The organism is Ramlibacter sp. P4_H7, assembly GCF_056400765.1.
This window is the reverse complement of record NZ_JBFUKP010000002.1, coordinates 97,204-118,425: the sequence shown is the minus strand read 5'-3', so window position 1 is coordinate 118,425 and position 21,222 is coordinate 97,204. Positions and strand designations below refer to the sequence as shown.

Annotated in this window: 15 protein-coding genes; 8 read left to right on the top strand and 7 right to left on the bottom strand. The window is 69.6% G+C overall.

Annotated features, from left to right (window positions below; genetic code table 11):
- Positions 1-94: 94 nt before the first annotated feature.
- Positions 95-682, bottom strand: coding sequence for a glutathione peroxidase (locus AC1DSA_RS03730; RefSeq protein ID WP_477886187.1), 588 nt, complete (start codon positions 680-682; stop codon positions 95-97).
- Positions 683-800: 118 nt separating this feature from the next.
- On the opposite strand from AC1DSA_RS03730, the gene AC1DSA_RS03725 reads away from it, so the two are divergent.
- Genes AC1DSA_RS03725 through rfaE2 form a run of 3 tightly spaced genes read left to right on the top strand, consistent with a single transcriptional unit; the run spans position 801 to position 3,093 of the window.
- Entirely contained in the window at positions 801-1,724 is a 924-nt protein-coding gene (locus AC1DSA_RS03725) for a MerR family transcriptional regulator (protein ID WP_477886185.1), read from the top strand.
- Positions 1,725-1,753: 29 nt separating this feature from the next.
- A complete protein-coding gene (locus AC1DSA_RS03720; RefSeq protein WP_477886183.1) occupies positions 1,754-2,611 on the top strand; it encodes a ferritin-like domain-containing protein in 858 nt (285 codons plus the stop codon).
- A complete protein-coding gene (rfaE2, locus tag AC1DSA_RS03715; RefSeq protein WP_477886181.1) occupies positions 2,608-3,093 on the top strand; it encodes a D-glycero-beta-D-manno-heptose 1-phosphate adenylyltransferase in 486 nt (161 codons plus the stop codon). Before AC1DSA_RS03720 ends, rfaE2 begins: the two co-directional genes overlap by 4 nt.
- Positions 3,094-3,122: 29 nt before the next feature.
- Here the strand turns inward: rfaE2 and AC1DSA_RS03710 are convergent, their stop codons facing one another.
- The 4 genes from AC1DSA_RS03710 to glnE all read right to left on the bottom strand — a co-directional run bounded on the left by AC1DSA_RS03710 (position 3,123) and on the right by glnE (position 11,789).
- Positions 3,123-6,236, bottom strand: a complete 3,114-nt coding sequence (locus AC1DSA_RS03710) for an efflux RND transporter permease subunit (RefSeq protein WP_477886743.1) — start codon at positions 6,234-6,236, stop codon at positions 3,123-3,125.
- Between the two features lie 13 nt (positions 6,237-6,249).
- Entirely contained in the window at positions 6,250-7,425 is a 1,176-nt protein-coding gene (locus AC1DSA_RS03705) for an efflux RND transporter periplasmic adaptor subunit (protein WP_477886179.1), read from the bottom strand.
- Positions 7,425-8,870 (bottom strand): efflux transporter outer membrane subunit, encoded by a 1,446-nt coding sequence (locus AC1DSA_RS03700; RefSeq protein ID WP_477886177.1) that lies wholly within the window; start codon positions 8,868-8,870, stop codon positions 7,425-7,427. The genes AC1DSA_RS03705 and AC1DSA_RS03700 overlap by 1 nt, the downstream gene beginning before the upstream one ends.
- 129 nt (positions 8,871-8,999) lie before the next feature.
- Complete coding sequence (gene glnE, locus AC1DSA_RS03695) at positions 9,000-11,789, bottom strand: bifunctional [glutamate--ammonia ligase]-adenylyl-L-tyrosine phosphorylase/[glutamate--ammonia-ligase] adenylyltransferase (RefSeq protein ID WP_477886175.1); 2,790 nt, start codon at positions 11,787-11,789, stop codon at positions 9,000-9,002.
- 54 nt (positions 11,790-11,843) lie between these two features.
- Here glnE and AC1DSA_RS03690 point away from each other — a divergent pair, with 54 nt between their 5' ends.
- From AC1DSA_RS03690 to AC1DSA_RS03675, 4 genes are all read left to right on the top strand, one after another.
- Positions 11,844-15,935, top strand: a complete 4,092-nt coding sequence (locus AC1DSA_RS03690) for a YhdP family protein (RefSeq protein ID WP_477886173.1) — start codon at positions 11,844-11,846, stop codon at positions 15,933-15,935.
- Between the two features lie 15 nt (positions 15,936-15,950).
- A complete protein-coding gene (locus AC1DSA_RS03685; protein ID WP_477886171.1) occupies positions 15,951-16,760 on the top strand; it encodes a carbon-nitrogen hydrolase family protein in 810 nt (269 codons plus the stop codon).
- A gap of 68 nt (positions 16,761-16,828) precedes the next feature.
- Entirely contained in the window at positions 16,829-18,778 is a 1,950-nt protein-coding gene (locus AC1DSA_RS03680) for a two-component system sensor histidine kinase NtrB (RefSeq protein ID WP_477886741.1), read from the top strand.
- A gap of 2 nt (positions 18,779-18,780) precedes the next feature.
- A complete protein-coding gene (locus AC1DSA_RS03675) occupies positions 18,781-19,407 on the top strand; it encodes a response regulator transcription factor (protein WP_477886169.1) in 627 nt (208 codons plus the stop codon).
- Here AC1DSA_RS03675 and AC1DSA_RS03670 read toward each other — a convergent pair.
- Positions 19,404-19,535, bottom strand: a complete 132-nt coding sequence (locus tag AC1DSA_RS03670; RefSeq protein WP_477886167.1) for a hypothetical protein — start codon at positions 19,533-19,535, stop codon at positions 19,404-19,406. The two genes, AC1DSA_RS03675 and AC1DSA_RS03670, sit on opposite strands and share 4 nt — an antisense overlap.
- On the opposite strand from AC1DSA_RS03670, the gene mltA reads away from it, so the two are divergent.
- Positions 19,483-20,670, top strand: coding sequence for a murein transglycosylase A (mltA, locus tag AC1DSA_RS03665; protein ID WP_477886165.1), 1,188 nt, complete (start codon positions 19,483-19,485; stop codon positions 20,668-20,670). The genes AC1DSA_RS03670 and mltA overlap by 53 nt on opposite strands.
- A gap of 4 nt (positions 20,671-20,674) precedes the next feature.
- On the opposite strand, the gene AC1DSA_RS03660 is transcribed toward mltA, so the two are convergent.
- Positions 20,675-21,151: an Lrp/AsnC family transcriptional regulator gene (locus AC1DSA_RS03660; RefSeq protein ID WP_477886163.1), complete on the bottom strand. Its 477-nt coding sequence runs from the start codon at positions 21,149-21,151 to the stop codon at positions 20,675-20,677.
- Positions 21,152-21,222: the final 71 nt, after the last annotated feature.

The window sequence follows — 21,222 nt, the reverse complement described above, 5'->3', positions numbered from 1 at the left end:
AGTTGTTCCCTCCTGCGAATGGCAGAGGGCGTAAATTTTTGTGAAGGCTCTCCCCCGGCGCCCGCGGCGCCGCATCTTTTTGGGCATGGTGACCTCAGTGCAGCGCGAGCTGCCGTTCCAGCGCACGGAGCAGCGCCGGATCGTCCGGGCGCGTCATGCTGCTGTAGTTCGCCACGACCTTGCCGTCGCGGCCGATCAGGTACTTGTGGAAGTTCCAGAGCGGCTGGCGCCCCGTCTGGGCGCTGAGCTCCCGGTACAGCGGATTGGCGTCGCCGCCGCGCACGGCACTCAGACCGAACATGGGGAACTTCACGCCGAAGGTGTTCTCGCAGAAGTCGGCGACCTCCTTGTTGCTGCCCTTCTCCTGCGCGAAGTCGTTCGACGGGAAGCCGAGCACCACCAGCCCCTGGTCCTTGTACTTCGCATGGAGCTTTTCCAGGCCCTCGTATTGCGGCGTGAAGCCGCAATAGCTGGCGGTGTTGACCACCAGCAGCACCCGGCCGCTGTACTGGCACAGCGACTGCGGCTTTTCGTCCTGCAGCCGCGGAAACGTGTGCTGCAGCAGCGCCGGGCAAACTGGAGCCTGCGCCGCCTTCGCAGCAACCGCAGGCTGCGCCAAGGCGGGCAGGGAAGTCAGCAAACCAGTAGCGCTGGCCAGGACAAATGATGCAAGACTCTTCATTTCAGCCTCATAATGACGTCAGAAACTATTTTTGTCTAGGACAAAACAAAATGACCCTGTTTCAGGTTGGGCGTCCCTCCAGCCTCCATACGCACCCCATGTGCCTTTGGAGTCGCCTTTGAGCGCTTCGGCTGCAGGCTCGGCCATCGCGATCGCCGCGGTAGAGCGGGACACCGGTTTGTCCAAGGACACTTTGCGGATCTGGGAGCGACGCTACGGCTTTCCGCAACCCCTGCGCGACGCGCAAGGGGAACGCGCGTATCCGCCCGACCAGGTGGAAAAGCTGAGGCTGCTCAAGCGCCTGATGGACGCGGGGCACCGCCCCGGGAAATTGGTGGGCCTGGACCTCCAGGCATTGCACAGCCTCGGGCACGAGCAAGGTCGGGCAGGGGCGGCGTCGCCAGGTCTGGGTGCTCCCTATGCCGAGCTGCTGCGCGGCCACGACGTCAGCGGCCTGCGGCGGCAGCTGCAGCAGGCGATGCTGGCCATGGGGCTGGATCGTTTCGTGACCGAACATGTGGCCCCCCTGAACGCCGCGGTGGGCGAGGCGTGGCTGCGCGGCGAGATCAGTGTGGCACAGGAGCATGTCTACACGGAAGCCGTGCAACTCGTCCTGCGCCAGGCGATTGGCAGCATGCCGGAGCCGACCCCTCCCGCGCCGCGGATCCTGATGGCCACGCTGCCGCAGGAGCCGCATGGGCTGGGGCTGCTGATGGTGGAGGCACTGCTGAGCCTGCAGGGCTGGCGCTGCATTTCGCTGGGCGTCAAGGTGCCGCTGGAGGACATCGTGATCGCGGCGGGCCTGATCGCGGCGGACATCGTCGCCCTCAGCTTCAGCGGCAGCTTTCCCGCCGCCCAGGCGGCCGCATCGCTGCAGGAGTTGCGCCGTCGCCTGCCCGCGGCCACGGCGATCTGGGCCGGCGGCAGCGGCCTGGCGCTGCAGCGGCGGCTGCCGGAAGGCGTCCTGGCCGTCCGCGACATTGGCCTCCTGTCGAACCTGGTGGACCAATGGCGTCAGGCAGCCGCGCCGTCCACGACCTAAAATCGCGGATTCACGAAAGATCGCCGGCCATGCTGTATCCCGAACTGTTCAAGCAACTCGAGTCCGTCCGCTGGGACATGGACAAGGACATCCCCTGGGACAAGTTCGATGCCTCGCTGCTCACCGAGGAACAGGCGCAGACGGTCAAGATGAACGCGATCACGGAATGGGCGGCGCTGCCGGCCACGGAAATGTTCCTGCGTGACAACCGCGACGACAGCGATTTCTCCGCCTTCATGTCGATCTGGTTCTTCGAGGAGCAGAAGCACTCGCTCGTGCTCATGGAGTACCTGCGCCGTTTCCGGCCGGACCTGGTGCCGACCGAACAGGAACTGCACGAGATCCGCTTCGACTTCGACCCGGCGCCGGCGCTGGAGACGCTGATGCTGCACTTCTGCGGAGAGATCCGCCTGAACCACTGGTACCGCCGTGCCTCCGAGTGGCACACCGAGCCCGTGATCAAGCACATCTATGCCACGCTCTCGCAGGACGAGGCGCGGCACGGCGGCGCCTACCTGCGCTACATGAAGCGCGCGATCGGCAAGTTCGGCGTCGAGGCCAAGGCCGCCTTCGCGAAGGTGGGCGTGCTGATGGCGAGCGCCCGCCGCACCGCACAGGCGCTGCACCCGACCAACCTGCACGTGAACAAGGCCCTGTTCCCGCGCGACACGATCCAGTCCCGCCTGCCGAACCCGGAGTGGCTCGAGCACTGGCTGGACAAGCAGATCAATTTCGACTCGGTGTGGGAGAACAAGGTGATCGACCGCATCCTGCACAACATGAGCCTGCTCATGGACCACAGCTTCAAGAGCGTGCAGGAGCTCAATCGCTACCGCAAGGAACTGCAGGCGAGCCTCGGCGGCGGCGCCGCGCCGACTCCGGCGTGAGCGAACCGGCGTTCCTCGCGAAGATCGTCTCGCGCCGTGAAGCCGCGGCGCGCCTCGGGGCCCTGCAGGGCCCCGTCGTTTTCACCAACGGCGTGTTCGACGTGCTGCACCGCGGCCACGTCACCTACCTGGCGCAGGCGCGCGCGCTTGGCGGCAGCCTGGTGGTGGCCCTCAACACCGACGCGTCCGCCCGGCGCCTGGGCAAGGGCCCGGACCGGCCGTTGAACAACGAAACCGACCGTGCCATCGTCATGGCCTCGCTGGAAGCCGTGAGCCTGGTGACCTGGTTCGACGAGGACACGCCGGTGCAGTTGCTGTCGCAACTGAAGCCGCAGGTGTACGTCAAGGGCGGCGACTACGACATGCGCACGCTGGCCGAGACCGCACTGGTGGAAGGCTACGGCGGGCGGGCGCTGGCCATTCCCTTCGTGGACGGCTATTCCACGAGCCGGCTGGTCGAGCGCATTCGCGCCGGCGGCTGACTGCAGGCGCCGATCCGGCGCCCGCCACGTCAAGGTTCGGTTGGCGCCTTGGTTGCCGGCCCGGCTCCGCGTCGGCCGATCCGCCCGCCAAGCTGCCGGAACTTGCGCCGGCTCCAGTGCTCCAGGTCGTCCACGTACTCGAACACCACCGGCACCACGAGCAGGCTCAGCACCGTGGACGTGAACAAGCCACCGATCACGGCGATGGCCATCGGCGAGCGGAAGCTCGGGTCCGCGGCGCCGAAGCCGATGGCGATCGGCAGCATGCCGGCACCCATGGCGATGGTGGTCATGATGATCGGCCGCGCCCGCTTGTGGCAGGCGTCGAGCAGGGCCTCGAAGCGGCCCATGCCGTGGTCCCGCCGCGCCACGATGGCGTATTCCACCAGCAGGATCGAGTTCTTGGTGGCGATGCCCATCAGCATGATCAGTCCGATCAGCGAGGGCATGGAGAAGCTCTTTTGAGCGAGCAGCAGCGCCACGAACGCGCCCCCGAGCGACAGCGGCAGCGCGCTGAGGATGGTCACCGGGTGGAGGAAGTCCTTGAACAGCAGCACCAGCACGATGTAGATACACAGCACGCCAGTGAGCATCGCCAGGCCGAAGCTCGCGAACAGCTCGCCCATCACTTCCGCGTCGCCGATCTCGACCACCTTGACGCCAGGCGGCAGGCTGCGCACGGAAGGCAGTTGCTGCACGGCCTCCGCCACGTCGCCCAGCGGCTGGCCGGACAGCTCGATCTCGAAATTGATGTTGCGCGAGCGGTCGTAGCGGTCGATCACCGCCGGGCCACCGGTGAGTTCGAGGGTGGCCACCTGGCCCAGCATCACGGTGTGGCCGGTGCTGGTGGGAACCGCCAGCCGCTCCAGCAGGCTCAGGTCGCGCCGGGCGTCGTCGCGCAGCTTCACCACGATGGGGACCTGGCGCTGGGAGAGATTGAGCTTGGCCAGCGACACGTCGTAATCGCCCGCGGTGGCGATGCGCAGCGTTTCGCCGATCGCTGCGCTCGTGACGCCCTGGTCCGCGGCGCGCGTGAAGTCGGGCCGCACCGCGATCTCGGGCCGGATCAGCGAGGCGGTCGAGGCGATCTGCCCCAGTCCGGAAATGGTGCGCAGGTCCTTTTCGACGGCCAGCGATGCCGCCTGCAGGGCCTGCGGGTCCTCGCCGGTGAGCACCAGGATGTACTTTTCCCCCGAGCCGCCCAGTCCGACCTTGGTGCGCACGCCCGGCAGCGGCTCCAGCGCCTTGCGCATCTCGTTCTCGATGCCCTGTTTGCGGGGCCGGTCCTCGCGCGGCTCCAGCAGCACGGTCAGCGTCGCCTTGCGCGTCTCGGCGGCACCCGTGTTGGCCATCGGGTCGCCGCCGGCGCTGCCGCCGCCGATCGTGGTGTACACGCTCTTGACGTGCTTGACCTTCATCACGGCGGTGCGCGCCTGCTCGGCCAGGTCGTTCGTCTGCTGCAGTGTCGAGCCGGGAGGCAGTTCGAGGTAGACCTGCGTCTGCGAGTTGTCGTCCGGCGGGATGAAGCCGGTGGGCAGCAGCGGGATCAGGGCCACCGAGCCTACGAAGAACAGGGTGGCGAGCACCATGGTCTTCACGCGGTGCCGCATGCTCCAGTTCACCCATCGCATGTAGATCCGCAGCCACCGTGGATCGCGATCCAGCGCGACGATGGGCCGCAGCAGGTAGGCGGCCATCATGGGCGTCAGCACGCGCGCGACCACCAGCGACGCGAACACCGCGAGCGAGGCGGTCCAGCCGAACTGCTTGAAGAACTTGCCGGCCACGCCGCTCATGAAAGCCGTCGGCAGGAACACGGCGATCAGCGTGAACGTGGTGGCGATGACGGCCAGCCCGATCTCGTCGGCCGCCTCCATCGCGGCCTCGTAGGGCGTCTTGCCCATGCGCAGGTGCCGCACGATGTTCTCCACCTCGACGATCGCATCGTCGACGAGGATGCCGATCACGAGCGACAGCGCCAGCAGCGTGACCACGTTGATGGAAAATCCCAGCAGGTACATCCCGATGAAGGCGGGGATGACCGACATCGGCAGCGCCACGGCCGACACGAAGGTCGCGCGCCAGTCGCGCAGGAACAGCCAGACGACGATCACGGCCAGGATGGCGCCTTCGTACAGCAGCTTGAGCGAGCCCTCGTATTCCTCCTGCACCGGGGTGACGAAATCGAAAGCCTGCGTGAGTTCGACGTCGGGATGCTGGGCCTTCAGCTCGGTCAAGGCGCGCTGGATCGCGGCGCCGACGGTCACTTCGCTTTCGCCGCGGCTGCGCGCCACCTCGAAGCCCACCACCGGTTTGCCGTCCAGCAGGGCCGCGGCCCGCGGCTCGGCGATCGTGTCGGTGACGTCCGCCACGTCCGTGAGCTTGATCGTGCGGCCGCCGCCCAGTGCGATCGGAATTGCCCCGATGTCGCGGGCGCTCTGCACCGTGGCAATGGTGCGCACCGGCTGCTCGCCGCCGCCGACGTCCGTCCGGCCGCCGGCGGTGTCCAGCTGCACCTGGCGCAACTGGCGCGAGATGTCCGCGGCCGTGGCGCCCAGTGCCTGCAGCCGCACCGGATCGAGCGCCACGCGGATCTCGCGGCTCACGCCGCCCACGCGATTGACCGCACCCACGCCGGGAACGGCCAGCAGCTTGCGCGAGACCTCGTTGTCCACGAACCAGGACAGGGCCTCGTCGTCCATGCGACGCGAGGCGATGGTGAAGGCCAGGACCGGCTGCCCCGCCAGCTCCAGCTTGCTGATGATCGGATCGCGCAGGTCCGAGGGCAGGTCGGCACGGACGCGCGACACCGCGGAACGCACGTCGTCCACGGCTTCCTGCACCGGCTTTTCGAGGCGAAACTCCGCCGTCAGCGTTACCACGCCGTCCTGCACCTTGGTGTAGATGTGCTTGAGTCCCTGCACGGTGGCGATGGAGTTCTCCATCTTGCGTGCGACGTCGGTCTCCAGCTGCGCGGGCGCGGCGCCGGGCAGCGACGCCGTGACCATCACGGTCGGCAGGTCGATGTCCGGAAAGTTCTGCACCTTCATCGTCTTGAAGGACAGCAGCCCGCCGAACGTGAGCAGCACGAACAGCATCACCGCCGGAATGGGGTTGCGGATCGACCAGGCGGAGACGTTCATCATGGCCGGCTCCTCAACGCCGTGCCGAGGCGGCGGAAGCCGCAGCCGATGCCGCGGGCGCCGATGCACCCCCCGCCACGGCCGCGGGTGTCGAACTCGCCGGCGCCTCCGCGACGCGCACCAGGTCGCCATCGTTGAGAAAACTTCCGCCGCTCGCCACCACGCGCATGTCCGCCGTGACGCCCGACAGCACCTGCAGGCGGTCGTCGGCGATGCGGCCGATCTGGACCTTGACCTGGTTCACGCGGTTGTCCGGGTTGACGCGGAACACATAGCTGAAACCCTCGCGCACCACCACCGCCTGCTGCGGCAGCGTCAGCGCCGGTTGCGCGCCCAGGTCGAATTCGCCGCGCGCGAACATGCCGGCGCGCGCGCTTCCCGAAGCGGGCCCCGGCAGGGGATTCACGTCCACGTACACGAGGGCGAGACGGCTTTGCGGGTCGACGGTGGGACCGATCATGCGCACCCGCCCCTCCAAGCGGGCGCCGCTGGGCGCGGTGACCAGCGCGCGGGTGCCGGGACTGAGCCTGCCGAGCTCGGCCGACGTGACCTCCGCGCGCCATTCGAGCCGGCCCTTGCGGATCAGGCGGAACAGCTCGGTTCCGTTGGCGACCACCGCGCCCACGGTCGCCGTGCGGGCAGAGATCACGCCATCGTCCGGCGCGTGCACCTCGGTCTGGCCCAGTCTCGCCTGCTGCGCCTGCAACTGCGCGCGCGCGGCTTCGACCCGGGCCTGGGCGGTTTTCTCCGCGGTCAGGTACTGGTTGATCTGCGAGGCGCTCATGGCGCCGGTCTGCTGCAGGGTGCGCGCGCGCGCCGCGTTGTTGGCGGCGTCAGCGGCACTGGCCTGGGCTTCCGCCAGCGCGGCCTGCGCCTGGGCCGTGTCGGCCCGGACCGTGTCGCCCGCGAAGCGCGCCAGCACCTGGCCGCGGCGCACGTTGTCGCCGACGTTCACCAGCACTTCGGCGATGCGCAGGCCGCTGGCCTCCGCCCCGACGATGGCCTCCTGCCAGGCGGCCAGGTTGCCGTTGGCGGCGAGCGTGACCGGCAGCATGGCCTGCCGGGGCATCGTCGTCGTGACGGTGAGCGCCGGCTTGGCCGTCGCCTTCTTCGCGTCGGCGGTCTTGTCGCCGCAGGCAGCGAGCAGCAGAACGGCGGCGGTGACACCGGGCAGGAGGGCGATTCGCATCACGGCTGGCGTTCCTTCTTCGGGTCGGTTCCATCGGTCTGGGCCACGGCCGCGTCGGGCCGCACCCAGCCGCCCCCGACCGCGCGGTACAGCGCGATCCAGGCGGCAAGCCGATCCCGCTGCAGCAGCACCTGGGTGTTCTCGGCGACCAGCAGCACGCGGCGCTGGTCTTCCAGCTCGATCAGGCTGCCCAGGCCGCTGCGGTAGCGCGACTCGGTCCCAACGAAGGAGGCCCGGTAGCCTTCCACCGCGGTCTGCACGTCGTCGCTGCGATCGCGCGCCGTCTGCAGGTTGACCAGCGCTTCCTCGACCTCGCGCACCGCCTGCCGCACGCGCGCCGCATAAAGCGTCGCCGCCTCTTCGTAGCGCGCCGTGGCCGCGTCCTCGGCGGCGGCGCGCCGGCCGGCATCGAACACCGGAACGTTCAAGGCCAGGGGACCGATCGCCCAGGTCTGCGCATCGAGCGTGCGGCCGCCTACGTGCACCACGCCGGCGGCGACCTGGCCGGTGAGCGTCAAGCGTGGATACCGGTCGGCACGGGCGGCGCCGACGTCGGCGCTGGCCGCTTCGACTTCACGCTCGAAGCGGTAGACGTCGGGGCGTTGCGCCAGCAATTCGGCGGGCACGGTGGGCAGGGCCGCGAGCGTGAAGCCTGCGGGCTCGGTCCAGGGCGCAGCGAGTTTCTGCCGCAGCGCCGGCTCCGCGATGCCGGTGAGCGCCACCAGGGCCTTCACGGTCAGCTCGCACTGCCCGCGCTGCTGCTTGCTGCGCGCGGCCCCCTCGGCCGCACTGGCGCGCGCCTGCGCCGACACGGCCGGCGCCGTGAAGCCGGCCTCGGCGCTGAGTGCGGTGAGGCGCGCCGTTTCCGCGCGCGACGCCTCGTCGTTGAGGACGATCGCCAGTTGCCGCTCGCACGTGCGCAGGTCCACGTACGTGGTCGCGGTTTCCGCGGCGACCGCGACGCGGGCCTCGTGCCAGCCGGCTTCGGCGCCGGCCAGCCGCGCACGCGCGGCGTCCGAGCGAGCGCCCAGTCCGCCGAAGAGATCGATCTCCCAAGCCGTCTGGAGGCCGGCCTGGGCAACCGTCGACAGCAGTGGCGTGCCCGATTGCGAGTTGCTCCGCGTCGCCGACACGCTGCCGTCGACCGACGGTAGCAGGGCCGCCTGCGCCGCGACGCGCGTGGAACGGGCCTCGGCGATGCGTGCCCCCGCCGTCGCGACGTCAGGACTGGCGACCTGCGCCGCTGCCACCATCTCCGCCAGCAGTGGATCCTGGAACTGTTGCCACCAGCGGCGCAGGTCCGCCAGCGTGCCGCCATGCGGCAAAGGCGCGTACCAACGCGGCGGCGGGTCGCCGGCCACGGTACCGGGGGGACGGGGGACGGCGCACGCGGCCAGCAGCAACAGCAAGCCGGCCGCCGCCGTGAGGGGGCGCAAGAGCTTCATGGGTACTTCCCGGATGGGGCTGGACGTCAGGCCACCAGCGCGCGCCCTCGTGCGGCGCGGCAGCAGCGAAACGCGCTAGCCTACCATCGGCGCGCCGGCCGTGGGGCTCCTGCCGGCGGGTGAAACAGCTCAGCCGAAGACGTGCTGCGTCAGGGCGAGGATGGCCTCGCGCTCGGCCGCGAGCTGGTCCTCGGGGACCTGCGTCGATTCTTCGTTCAGCCGCGCATGGTGCTGGCGTCGCCGCAGTTCGCGGTAGGCGGCCGCGGCGGCCTGGCCGACGCCCGCGGGCAGCAGGCCGGAGGCTTCGGCGCGCTGCAACAGCGCGATGTTGCCGACGTTCGGGACCAGTTCCGGGTGCCCGCCGGACTGCGACAGCACCAGGAACTGCACCGCGAACTCGGCGTCCACCATGCCGCCGGGGCTGTGCTTGAGGTCGAAGCGCCCCGCCTTCACCGGGCGGGCGCCGCGCACCTTGTCGCGCATGGTGACGATCTCGCGCCGCAGGGCCGCCACGTCGCGCGGCGCGGTGATCACCGCCTGCCGCACCGCGTCGAACCGCGGACGCAGGGACTCCAGGCCCACCACGAAGCGCGCGCGCGTCATCGCCTGGTGTTCCCAGGTCCATGCCGTGTTGCTGCCGCGGCGCTGCTGGTAATCGTCGTAGGCCTGGAAGGTGGTGATCAGCAGCCCGGAGTTCCCGTTCGGACGCAGCGCGGTGTCGATCTCGAACAGGTCGCCTTCCGCGGTCTTGGTGGACAGCCAGTTGATGATCTTGCGCACGAACGCCGCGTAGGCATCGGGGGCGCGCTCGTCGTCGTCCTCGTACACGAAGACGATGTCCAGGTCGCTGCCGTAGCCGAGCTCCTTGCCGCCCAGCTTGCCGTAGCCCAGGATGGCGAAGCGCGGCGTTTCGCGGTGCCGCTGCCTGAGCCGGTCCCAGCACCAGCGCGCCGTCACCCTCAAGGTGGCGTCGGCCAGGGCGCTCAGTTCGTCGGCCACCTGTTCCACCGTGAGCACGCCCTCGATGTCGCGCGCCAGCGTGCGGAACAGTTCCGCATGGTGCGCCCGTCGCAGCAGGTTCAGCAGGGTCTCGTCGTCGTCCTCGCCGGTGATCTGTACCGAGCGCAGGCGGTGTTCCAGCTCGCGTTCGAAATCCTCGGCGCTGAAGCGCTCCTTCAGCAGGCCGTCGCTGGCCAGTTCGTCGATCACGCCGGGGTGCTGGATGATGTAGCGCGCTGGCCAGCGCGCCTCGCCCAGCAGGCGCAGCAGACGCTCATGGACCGGGGGACGTTCCCACAGCAGCGCGAGATAACTCTCGCGGCGCAACAGCGGCTCGATCCAGTCGGCCATGCGCAACGCGGCTTCCTCGCTGACGCGGCCTTCCTGCAGCCATTGCCCGGTGCGCGCGACCAGCCGCAACAGGCGGTTGCGCGCATCATCGCGCAGGGCCAGCACCCGCGGGTGCGTGCGCCAGTGCTGGATGCGCAGCTGCAATTGCGCGGGCAGCTGTTCCAGGATCGTGTCCAGGTCCGGCGGCGCCTTGCTGCCCTTGGGCCCGGCGCAGCTGCGGCACTCGGTGGCACCTCCGCCCAGCAGGCGGTCGAATTCCTCGGCGACGAATTCGCGATGCCCGTCCAGTTCGTGCAGGAAGGGGCAGCAGTCCGCATAGCCCATGGTGCGGGCGATCCAGGTCAGGTCGGAGCCGTCGTCGTCGTCGCGGCAGCCCATGGGCAGCACGTGCGTCTGCTGGTCGTCCAGGTACTGGATGCGATGTTCCACCTGGCGCAGGAAGGTATAGGCGCCCGCGAGCGACCGCGCCGTCTGTTCGGACATCAGCCCCGCCACCGCCAGCCGCTCGAGCGCCTGCAGGGTCGGCCGGGTGCGCAGCTCGGGGAACTGGCCGCCGCGCACCACCTGCAGCAGCTGCACGATGAACTCGATCTCACGGATGCCGCCGCGCGACAGCTTCACGTCGTTGGCGCGCTCCGGGCGGCCCGCGGCGCGGCGGGCTGCGTGCTCGCGGATCTGCCGGTGCAGCGTGCGCAGGCTGTCAAACACCGCGTAATCGAGGTAGCGGCGGAACACGAAAGGCAGCACCACGGCGCGCATCGCCTGCGCGGAGCCGCTGTCGATGCAGTCGCGCGGCGCCACGACCCGGCTTTTCATCCACGCGAAGCGCTCCCATTCGCGTCCCTGCACCAGCAGGTAGTCTTCCAGGCCGCCCAGCGACACCGCCGGCGGGCCGGAGTTGCCGTTGGGCCGCAGTGCCAGGTCGACCCGGAACACGAACCCGTGTTCGGTGACGTCGCCGATCAGGCCGAAGACGTTCTTGACAGCCTTGCCGAAGTATTCGTGGTTGGTGATGCGGCCGCGGCCCTCCGGCGTGGTGCCGGTGGTTTCGCCGTCCTGGTCGTAGACGTACACCAGGTCGATGTCGCTGGACACGTTGAGCTCGCGCGCCCCCAGCTTGCCCATGCCGACCACCCACAGCTGCGCTCGCCGGCCTTCCGAAGTCAAGGGAGCGCCGTGGGCCGCGTCGAGGTCCTCGAAGGCCTGCCGGCAGGCCACGTCCAGCGCGAATTCGGCCAGGTCCGTCATCGCGGACGTGATGGTTTCCAGCGGCGCCTGTTCGTCACAGTCCAGGGTGACCAGCCGCTCCAGCACCAGCTGGCGCAGGACGCGCAGCGAACCGGCCACGTCGTGCCCGCCGGCGCGTAACGCCTCGTAGGCGGTGGCAATGCTTGAAAGTGTCGGTGCGCCCCCGGCGAGCAGCTCCAATTCGGCGGCATAGCGGCGGCGCAGCCGCTGCACGAAGCGAGAATGGCCCGAAAGGGGAAGGGTCTGCGCCGCGGCCGTTTCGCCGTCGACGCAGGCAGCGATGTCGTTGCCGCCAGAACCCGGCGCAGCGCCCAGGGTCATAATTCCTGCCAGTCCGATGTATTCATGAATGCGACGCCGCCGAATCCCTCACGCATGCTGAGGTTGTTTGCCGCAGCGGCCAAGTGGTCCCTGTGGCTGCTGCTGGCCGCGTCCTCGCTGCTCGCGCTGGCGTGGGGCGCGCTCCACTTATTCATTGTGCCGCGAATCGGTGACCTGCGCCCCGCAGTGGAATTGCGCGCCAGCCGGGTCCTGGGGGTACCGGTGCGCATCGGCGAGATCACCGCCCGCAGCGAAGGCCTGATCCCCTCCTTCACCCTCAAGGACGTCGTCCTGCTGGATCCGCAGGGGCGCGAGGCGTTGCGTCTGCCGATGGTGATCGGTTCGCTGTCGCCGCGCTCGCTGTGGAATTTCGGTTTCGAGCAGTTGTACATCGACCAGCCGCGGCTGGACATCCGGCGCGCCGCCGATGGCCGGGTGTTCGTCGCCGGCCTGGACTTCTCCCGTGCCACCGATACTGGCGGCGATGGCGCCGACTGGTTCTTCAGCCAACCCGAATTCGTCATCCGCAACGGCTGGATCCAGTGGACCGACGAGCAGCGCGGCGCGCCGCCCCTGATGCTCAGCCAGGTGGACTTCGTCGTCCGCAACGGCTCCCGCCGCCATCTCCTGCGGCTGGACGCCACCCCGCCCGCCGAATGGGGCCAGCGCTTCAGCCTCCAGGGGGTGTTCCGCCAGCCGCTGCTGACCATCAAGCCGGGGGACTGGCGGCAGTGGACCGGCGAACTGCACGCGGACTTTGCCGCCGTGGACCTGTCGCATCTGCGCCGGCACGCGAACCTCGGCATCGACCTGGCGCAGGGCCAGGGCCGCATGCGCGCGTGGGCCGACATCGACAAGGGGCAGCTGGTGGGCGGCACCGCGGACGTCGTGCTGACCAACGTGACGGCCACGCTGTCGCCCGAGTTGCAGCCGCTGACCCTGCAATCCGTTTCCGGGCGGGTGGGCGGCAGCCGCAACGCGGAGGGTTTCGAATTCCACACCCAGGACCTGCAATTCCTGACCCAGGACGGCCAGCGCTGGCCCGGCGGCAACGTGGCGGTGACCTGGACGGCCGCCCAGGCCCAGACCGCGGAGCGCGGGGAACTGGTCGCGGACCGGCTGGACCTCGGCGCCTTGAGCCAGATCGCCACCCGGCTGCCGCTGGGTACGGCGGCGCACGGCGCCTTGCAGGCCTATGCACCGCGTGGCCTGGTCGAACGGGTGCAGGCGCGCTGGGAAGGGCCGCTGGATGCGCTGCAGAAATACGAGGCGCGGGGCCGCGCCAGCAGGGTCGAGCTGGCCGCCCGCCCGGATCCGGAGGGCAAGGCGGGAACGCCGGGCGTGCGCGGTGCCTCGGTGGATTTCGATTTCACGCAGGCCGGTGGCAAGGCGCACCTGGCGCTGGAGCAGGGTGCGCTGGAGACCCCCGGGGTGTTCGAGGAGCCGGTGCTGTCCTTCGACATGCTGGAAGGCGATTTGCGCTGGCAGTCGAACGACGGCCAGGTCAACGTCAACCTGGACCGCCTGCGCTTTCGCAACGCCGACGCGCAGGGCGAAGCGGAGGGCAGCTGGCACACCAGCGGCCCCGCGCGCTTTCCCGGCACCCTGGACCTGCGCGCCAGCCTGAGCCGCGCCGACGGCACGCGCGTCTGGCGCTACCTCCCGCAAGGCGTGCCCAAGAAAGCGCGCGAGTATGTGCACGAGGCGGTGCAGGCCGGCACCGCCAGCAGCGCGAAGTTCCGCGTCCGGGGCGACCTGCGCCAGTTCCCCTTCCCTGAAAACAAGGGAGGCGAGTTCCTGGTCACCGCCCAGGTCCGCGGGGTGACCTATGCCTATGTGCCACGCAGCCTGCAGGCCAATGGGCTCGCCTGGCCGGCGCTGTCCGAACTGTCGGCCGAGCTGGTGTTCCAGGGCAACGGCATGCGCATCAAGGGCGTCTCGGGCAAGGTCCAGGGACACCCGCGCCTGCTGGTGCAGGCCGATGCCGACATCGCGGAATTCCGGGTGAACGAAGTGCGCGTCAAGGGCAACATCAAGGGGCCCCTTTCCGATGCGCTGGCCGTGGTGAACACTTCGCCGCTGGCGGCCATGACGAATGACGCGCTCGCTCGCGCCACCGCTTCGGGCAACACCGACCTGGACTTGCGGCTGGTGCTGCCGGTGCACGATTTCGCGCGCTCCCAGGTGCAGGGCAGCGTCACGTTCGCCGGCAACGACGTGCAGGTCACCCCGGACAGCCCGCTGCTGACCCGGGCGCGCGGCGCGGTGAATTTCTCCGAGCGCGGCTTCCAGCTGGCCAACGTGCAGGCGCGGGCGCTGGGTGGCGACGTGCGCATGGACGGCGGCACCCGGCCGGGGGCGGCAGGCGAGCCGGCCTCCGTGCTGCTGCGCGCCCAGGGAGTCGTCACCGCCGAGGGTTTGAGGCAGGCGCACGAACTGGGTTTCGTCGCTCGGCTGGCGCGTGATTTCACCGGCAGCACCGGCTACGCCCTGGCGCTGGCCTTCCGCCGCGGCACGCCCGAAGTCCTGATCACGAGCAATCTGCAGGGACTCGGCGTGAACCTGCCGGCGCCGCTGAACAAGCCGGCGGAGACCGCGCTGCCGCTGCGCTACGAAACCGCACTGACCCGCGAGTCGCTGGCGCCCGGGGCGCGACTGCAGGAAGTGCTGGCGGTGGAGCTGGGACGGCTCGGCAGCGTGAGCTATGTGCGCGACCTCGGCGGAACGGTGCCGCAGGTGGTGCGCGGCACTGTCGCCATCGGCCTCGCACCCGGGGAAAGCGTGACGATGCCGGTGGAAGGCGTGATGGCGAACGTGCAGCTGGGCAGCCTGAACGTGGACGCATGGGAAGACGCGCTGGCCCGCGTGTCGGGCACCGAGACCGCGGCGCCCGGCGGGACCCCGGCGCCGCGCGCCGAAAGCAACGGCAATGGCAATGGCAATGGCAACGGAATGGGCTACCTGCCGACGCTGCTGGCCGTGCGCGCGAAAGACCTCAGCGCCGAAGGCCACACCTTGCACAACGTGGTCGTGGGCGGCTCGCGCGAGGGGCGCGTGTGGCGGGGCAACGTGAGTGCAGACGAACTCAATGGCTACATCGAATACCGGCAGCCGCAGAACAACGGCGCCGGGCGCTTCCATGCCCGGCTCGCCCGCCTGACCATCGCGGCGTCCGCCGCCTCCAACGTGGAGAACCTGCTGGATCAGCAGCCGGGGAACATTCCCGCGCTGGACGTGGTGGTCGACGATTTCGAACTCAAGGGCCGCAAGCTCGGGCGGCTGGAGATCGAGGCCATCAACCGCGGTCCCGGAACGGTCGCGCGCGAAGGCGGCATCCGCGAGTGGCGCCTGAACAAGCTGAGCCTCACGTTGCCAGAGGCGAGCTTCACGGCCTCCGGCAATTGGGCAGCGCTGGGTGCGCAGCCGGCGAGCAGCGGGGGCGCCCGTCCCACCGCCGCGCCGCCGGAGCGGCGGCGCACGTCGATGAAGTTCCAGCTGGACATCGGCGACGCCGGCCAGCTGCTCAATCGCTTCGGGATGAAGGACGTGGTGCGGCGGGGGCGCGGCCAGATGGAGGGAAGCGTGGCCTGGATGGGCTCGCCGCTGGCGTTCGACTATCCGAGCATGAGCGGCAACTTCCACGTGAACGTGGAAGCCGGCCAGTTCCTCAAGGCGGATCCCGGCCTGGCCAAGCTGCTGGGCGTGCTGAGCCTGCAATCGCTGCCCCGCCGGCTGTCGCTGGACTTCCGGGACGTGTTCAGCGAGGGTTTCGCCTTCGACTTCGTGCGCGGGGACATCCTGATCGAGCAGGGCATCGCCGCCACCAACAACCTGCAGATGAAGGGCGTCAACGCCGCCGTGCTGATGGAGGGCAAGGCGGACATCGCGCGCGAAACGCAGAACCTGAAGGTGCTGGTCGTACCGGAGATCAACGCCGGCACGGCCTCGCTGGTGGCCACGGCGATCAACCCCGCGATCGGCCTGGGGACCTTCCTGGCGCAGCTGTTCCTGCGCGAACCACTCATGAAGGCGGCGACCCAGGAGTTCCGGGTCGACGGAACCTGGGCCGATCCGCGCGTGACCCGCGTGGGCCGCGGGCCGGAGACCGGCGCCAGCGGGGCGCCTGCCGATCCCGCCACGCGCTGACCAAGGAGGCCTGCGATGAAGATTGCCGCGATCCAGACCGTCTCGGGCGCCAGCGTGGCCGCCAACCTCGAAAGCGCGCGCGCCCTGCTCGGGCAGGCACAGGCGGCGGGGGCCGAGCTGGCGGTGTTGCCGGAGTACTTCTGCCTGATGGGGCAGCGGGACCGCGACAAGCTGGCCGCGCGCGAGGCGTTCGGCAGCGGGGAAGTCCAGTCCTTCCTTGCGGGGCAGGCACGCGAGCTGGGACTGTGGATCGTCGGCGGGACGCTGCCGCTGGTGGCGGACAGCGACCAGCACGTGCGCAACACCAGCCTGGCGTATTCGCCGCAGGGCGAATGCGCGGCGCGCTACGACAAGATCCACCTCTTCAGGTTCGACAACGGCCGCGAGCAGTACGACGAGTCGCGCGTGATCGAGCGCGGCAGCGCGCCGCAGTGCTTCGCGCTGCCTTCGCGCGACGGCCATGCGTGGCGCATCGGCCTGTCGGTCTGCTACGACCTGCGCTTCCCCGAGCTGTATCGCGCGCTCGGCGCGGACCTGCTGCTGGTGCCCAGCGCCTTCACCTACGTTACCGGTGAAGCGCACTGGGAATTGCTGCTGCGGGCCCGCGCAGTGGAGAACCTGGCCTACGTCTGCGCGCCGGCGCAGGGCGGCCGGCACGACAACGGCCGGCGCACCTGGGGCCATTCGATGGTGGTCGATCCCTGGGGCAGCGTGCTGGCCGTGCGTGCCGAAGAAGGCGCCGGCCTGGTGCTCGCTGACATCGACGCGGCCCGGCTGACCCAGGTGCGCGCGCAGCTGCCCGCACTGGAACACCGGGTGCTGTGAGCGCGCTGGGCGTGCCATTGCCGGGCGGCATTCGCCGGCTTTCGAGCTGGCGGCGCTGGTCGCTGTGGATGCTGCTCGGCGTACTCGTGGTCGCGCTGCTGGTCACGCTGGTCTACCTGGCCGCGCGCTACGAGGCGAGCGTGGCGCAGGCCAACGTGGAACGCGACGTGGCCGACGCGCTGAGCGACATGCGTTCGGCGCTGACCCGCAACGTGCAGGAGCTGCAGGCCCTGCAATCCGGCCGGGCCTCTCACGACGCATGGCAGGCGCAGGCGGGCGCCTTGCTGCGCGGCCACCGCGAATGGGTGCGCATCGAATGGCGCGGTCCCAACCTCGAGTTGCTCGCCGAAGCCGACACGCCGTTCCGTTCGCCGGTGTTCTCCCGCTTCGGCCGCGCCAATTCGCTGCCGGAAGTGCAGCAGGCCTGCGCTTCCGCGCGGCGACTGAGCAGCCACGCCTATGCGCGCAGCCATTTCGTTCCGCAGGCGGATGGACTGGGCCTGGAGCTGATGGAGCTCTGCCTGCCGCAGGTGGACGTGGGCCGGCTCACCGGTTTCGTGGTCGCCACCTATTCGTTGACGGACCTGCTGGCCACGCAGATCGGCCCGCAGATGGGGCGCAGCCAGGAAATCTCCTTCACCGAGGCCGACGGCACCCGCCTGGCGATGCATGGCCTCGCGCGCCGCGGGATCCGCGTGTTCTCCGCGCAGCAGCTGCTGGACCTGCCCGGCAACACCATGGTGCTGCGCATGGACAGCTGGCGCCGCTCGGAACCGGACCTGTTCCCCAACGTGCTGACCGCGCTGGTCACCGTGATGTCGATCGCGCTCGTCACGGTGCTGTTCATGCTGGGACACGACACCCGCCGTCGCCTGCGGGTGGAACAGGACCTGGCGGATGCGCTGGCGTTCCGCAAGGCGATGGAGGACTCGCTGGTCACCGGCCTGCGCGCGCGCGACCTGCAGGGGCGCACCACCTATGTCAACCCCGCCTTCTGCCAGATGGTGGGATTCACGCCCGAGGAACTCCTGGGCAAGGGAGCGCCCGCGCCGTACTGGCCGCCCGAGCTGGCGGAGGAATATGGCAAGCGCCAGGCGGTGCGCCTGACCGGCGGCAGCCGGCCGCCGCGCGAAGGCTTCGAATCGGTGTTCATGCGCAAGGACGGCATGCGCTTCCCGGTGCTCATCATCGAGGCGCCGCTGATCAACGCGCAGGGCCTGCAGACCGGCTGGATGAGCGCGGTGCTGGACATCAGCGAGCAGCGTCGGGTGGAAGAACTCTCCCGCGCCAGCCAGGAACGGCTGCAGGCGACCGCTCGCCTGGCCACCGTGGGCGAGATGGCCTCGCTGCTGAGCCACGAGCTGAACCAGCCGCTGGCCGCCATTGCCAGCTATGCCAACGGATCGATCAACCTGCTGCAGCATTCGGCGGCGCCACCCAGCGAGCTGGAGATGGCGATGAAGCGCATCGCCGAGCAGGCGGACCGCGCCGGGCGGGTCATCAAGAGCGTGCACGACTTCGTGCGGCGACGCGACCAGGCGCGCGAGGCGATCGCGCCGGAGGTGCTGGTCGATGCGGTCCTGCCCCTCATGAACCTGCAGGCCCGCAAGCTGGGCGTGCGCATGGAAGTCCGCGTGCCGGCCGGATTGCCCCAGGTGCTCTGCGACCGCACCATGGTCGAGCAGGTGCTGCTCAATCTCGCGCGCAACGCGATGCAGGCGATGGACGAGGCCCACGTGCCGCTGCCGGCGCTGGTGGTGCAGGCGCGGGCCACGCCCGCGACGGAAGCCGGCAAGCGCTGGGTCGAGTTCTCGGTCTCCGACTGCGGCCCCGGCATCCCCGAGGAGGTGAAGCAGCAACTGTTCACGCCCTTCTTCACGACCAAGGCCGAAGGCATGGGCCTCGGCCTGAGCCTGTGCCGCACCGTCGTCGAACAGCACGGGGGACAGCTCCTGTTCGAACCCATCCAGCCGCAGGGTACGATCTTCCGGTTCACGCTGCCTGCGCAATCCGCCTGACCATGCAACCCGCCACCGATGCCACCGTGTTCATCGTCGACGACGACGCCGGCGTCCGCGATGCCCTCGCGTGGCTGCTGCGCTCGCGCAGGCTGTTGTCTTCCACCTTTGCCAGTGCCGAGGAGTTCGAGGCCATGCTCGCCGGTGGCTTCCGGCCGTCCCAGCCTTGCTGCCTGCTGCTCGACGTGCGCATGCCGGGCATGAGCGGCCTCGCGCTGTTCGAGAAGATCCTGGAGCGTGGCCTGGCCAAGCTGATGCCCGTGATCTTCCTGACCGGGCACGCCGACGTGCCGACGGCGGTGGACATGGTCAAGCGCGGCGCCTTCGATTTCGGCGAGAAACCGTTCTCCGACAACGCGCTGGTGGACCGCATCGAGGACGCGCTGCGGCACTCGGCCGAGGTGCTGGCGGCGCAGCGGGAAAAGGGAGCGCTGGAAAGCCGGCTGGCCGAGCTGACCGATCGCGAACGCGACGTCATGCGGCTGGTGGCCAAGGGCCTGCCCAACAAATTGATCGCCGACCAGCTCGCCATCAGCGTGCGCACGGTGGAGGTGCACCGCGCGCGCGTGTTCGACAAGATGGAAGTGAAGTCGGCCGTGGAACTGGCGAACCTGCTGCGCGACGTCTAGCGCGGGCCGTCCCCGGGCGGCTCGTCCCGCGGCGGCTCGCCGCCCTTGCGCCCCGAGAACATCGTCCACCACACGATGAGCACCAGCAGCAACATCGCGCCCAGCGCTTCCAGCAGAATCAGCAGCATGTATCGGGTCCTGACCTTCGCCGCCATTGTAGGAATGCTGGCGGCCTGCGGCTCCGTGCCGCTGCCGCCCGAGCCTGCCGCGCCTTCACGCCCGGCGCCGCCGCCCGCCGCCGGGCCCGCGGATGCGGCGCCGTTGCTGCCCGCTTTCACGCGCGGCAAGGCCCGCTGGGTGCCGGTGCGCTGGTCCGATCTGCCGGGCTTCGCGGGTGACGCGCTGCACGAGGCGTGGAATGCCTGGATCCGCAGCTGCGAGAAGCCGCAGCCGGGTCAGGCCGTGCTGTGCCCGGAGGTGCGGCGGCTGTCCATCGGATCGGCCGAGGAGCAGCGCGCGTGGATCATGCAGCGGCTGCAGCCCTTCCGCGTCGAGCCGCTGCAGCCGGGTCCGGAATCCCTGCTGACCGGCTATTACGAGCCCATGCTCGAAGCAGCGCGGGTTCCCACGGCCACCCAACAGATCCCGCTGTACCGTCCGCCGGCGGACCTCGCCACGCGCCGACCCTGGTACACGCGGCAGGAGATCGACTCCCTCCCGCAAGCGCGGGCCGCATTGCGCGGACGCGAGATCGCGTACCTCGCCGATCCGCTGGACGCGCTGTCACTGCAGATCCAGGGGTCCGGCCGCCTGCGCATCACCGAACCGGACGGCCGCGTGAGCTTCGTGCGCGTGGCCTACGCCGGCAGCAACGAGCAGCCGTATCGCAGCGTGGGCGGCTGGCTGCTGCAGCAAGGGGCCGTGCGCGATGCGTCGTGGCCCGGCATCAAGGCCTGGGCCCGCGCCAATCCGCAGCGCTTGCAGGAGATGCTGTGGACCAATCCCCGCGTGGTGTTCTTCCGCGAGGAACCCCTGTCGGACCTCGATGCTTCTTTCGGCCCGCGGGGGGCGCAGGGCGTGCCGCTGACCCCGGGGCGATCGATCGCGGTCGACAAGGACAGCATCCCCTACGGCACGCCGGTGTGGCTCTCGACACCGGGACCGGTGCTGGCGCTGAACCGGCTGGTGTTCGCACAGGACACCGGCAATGCGATCGTGGGAGCCGTGCGCGCCGACTACTTCGTCGGGTGGGGCCCCGAGGCCGGCGACATCGCGGGGCGGCTGAAGCAGCCGCTGGCGCTGTGGGTGCTGTGGCCGCGCTGAACGCTCAGCCCTTCAGGTGCGCCAGCGGCCAGCTGAAACTGGCCTTCACCTCGCCCAGCGAGAAACTGGTGTGGATGTCTTTCACGTTCGGCAGGTTGATCAGCACCTTGCGCGCGAACTGGGAGAAGGTGTCCAGGTCGCGCGAGACCACCTGCAGTTCGAAGGTGCCGGCGCCGCTGATGTAGTGGCAGGACACGATCTCGGGGATCTGCCGGATCGCTTCTTCCATCTCGCGCGTGCGCTCGCCGGTGTTGCGGTCGGCATCGAGCCGCACGAAGGCCAGCACGCCCAGGCCGATCTTGTGGCGGTCGATCTCCGCGTGGTAGCCCTTGATGAAACCGGCCTCCTCCAGGGCGCGCACGCGGCGCCAGCACGGCGCCGCCGACAGGCCCACGCGTTGCGACAGCTCGGCGTTCGTCAGCCGCGCATCCGCCTGCAGCTCGGTAAGGATTTGGATGTCGTACCTGTCAAGCGTTTCCATAAACTGCCGATTTGCGAAAGATCCTTTCTCATCCTACCCCTGCAAGGGCAAAGAAAGCAAAAACTTATCCG

Coding starts and splice junctions, on each gene's coding strand:
- AC1DSA_RS03730 (WP_477886187.1), bottom strand. CDS start 682: ATGAAGAGTCTTGCATCATTTGTCCTGGCCAGCGCTACTGGTTTGCTG.
- AC1DSA_RS03720 (WP_477886183.1), top strand. CDS start 1,754: ATGCTGTATCCCGAACTGTTCAAGCAACTCGAGTCCGTCCGCTGGGAC.
- AC1DSA_RS03710 (WP_477886743.1), bottom strand. CDS start 6,236: ATGAACGTCTCCGCCTGGTCGATCCGCAACCCCATTCCGGCGGTGATG.
- AC1DSA_RS03705 (WP_477886179.1), bottom strand. CDS start 7,425: ATGCGAATCGCCCTCCTGCCCGGTGTCACCGCCGCCGTTCTGCTGCTC.
- AC1DSA_RS03700 (WP_477886177.1), bottom strand. CDS start 8,870: ATGAAGCTCTTGCGCCCCCTCACGGCGGCGGCCGGCTTGCTGTTGCTG.
- glnE (WP_477886175.1), bottom strand. CDS start 11,789: ATGACCCTGGGCGCTGCGCCGGGTTCTGGCGGCAACGACATCGCTGCC.
- AC1DSA_RS03690 (WP_477886173.1), top strand. CDS start 11,844: ATGCTGAGGTTGTTTGCCGCAGCGGCCAAGTGGTCCCTGTGGCTGCTG.
- AC1DSA_RS03685 (WP_477886171.1), top strand. CDS start 15,951: ATGAAGATTGCCGCGATCCAGACCGTCTCGGGCGCCAGCGTGGCCGCC.
- AC1DSA_RS03680 (WP_477886741.1), top strand. CDS start 16,829: ATGCTGCTCGGCGTACTCGTGGTCGCGCTGCTGGTCACGCTGGTCTAC.
- AC1DSA_RS03675 (WP_477886169.1), top strand. CDS start 18,781: ATGCAACCCGCCACCGATGCCACCGTGTTCATCGTCGACGACGACGCC.
- mltA (WP_477886165.1), top strand. CDS start 19,483: ATGAGCACCAGCAGCAACATCGCGCCCAGCGCTTCCAGCAGAATCAGC.
- AC1DSA_RS03670 (WP_477886167.1), bottom strand. CDS start 19,535: ATGCTGCTGATTCTGCTGGAAGCGCTGGGCGCGATGTTGCTGCTGGTG.
- AC1DSA_RS03660 (WP_477886163.1), bottom strand. CDS start 21,151: ATGGAAACGCTTGACAGGTACGACATCCAAATCCTTACCGAGCTGCAG.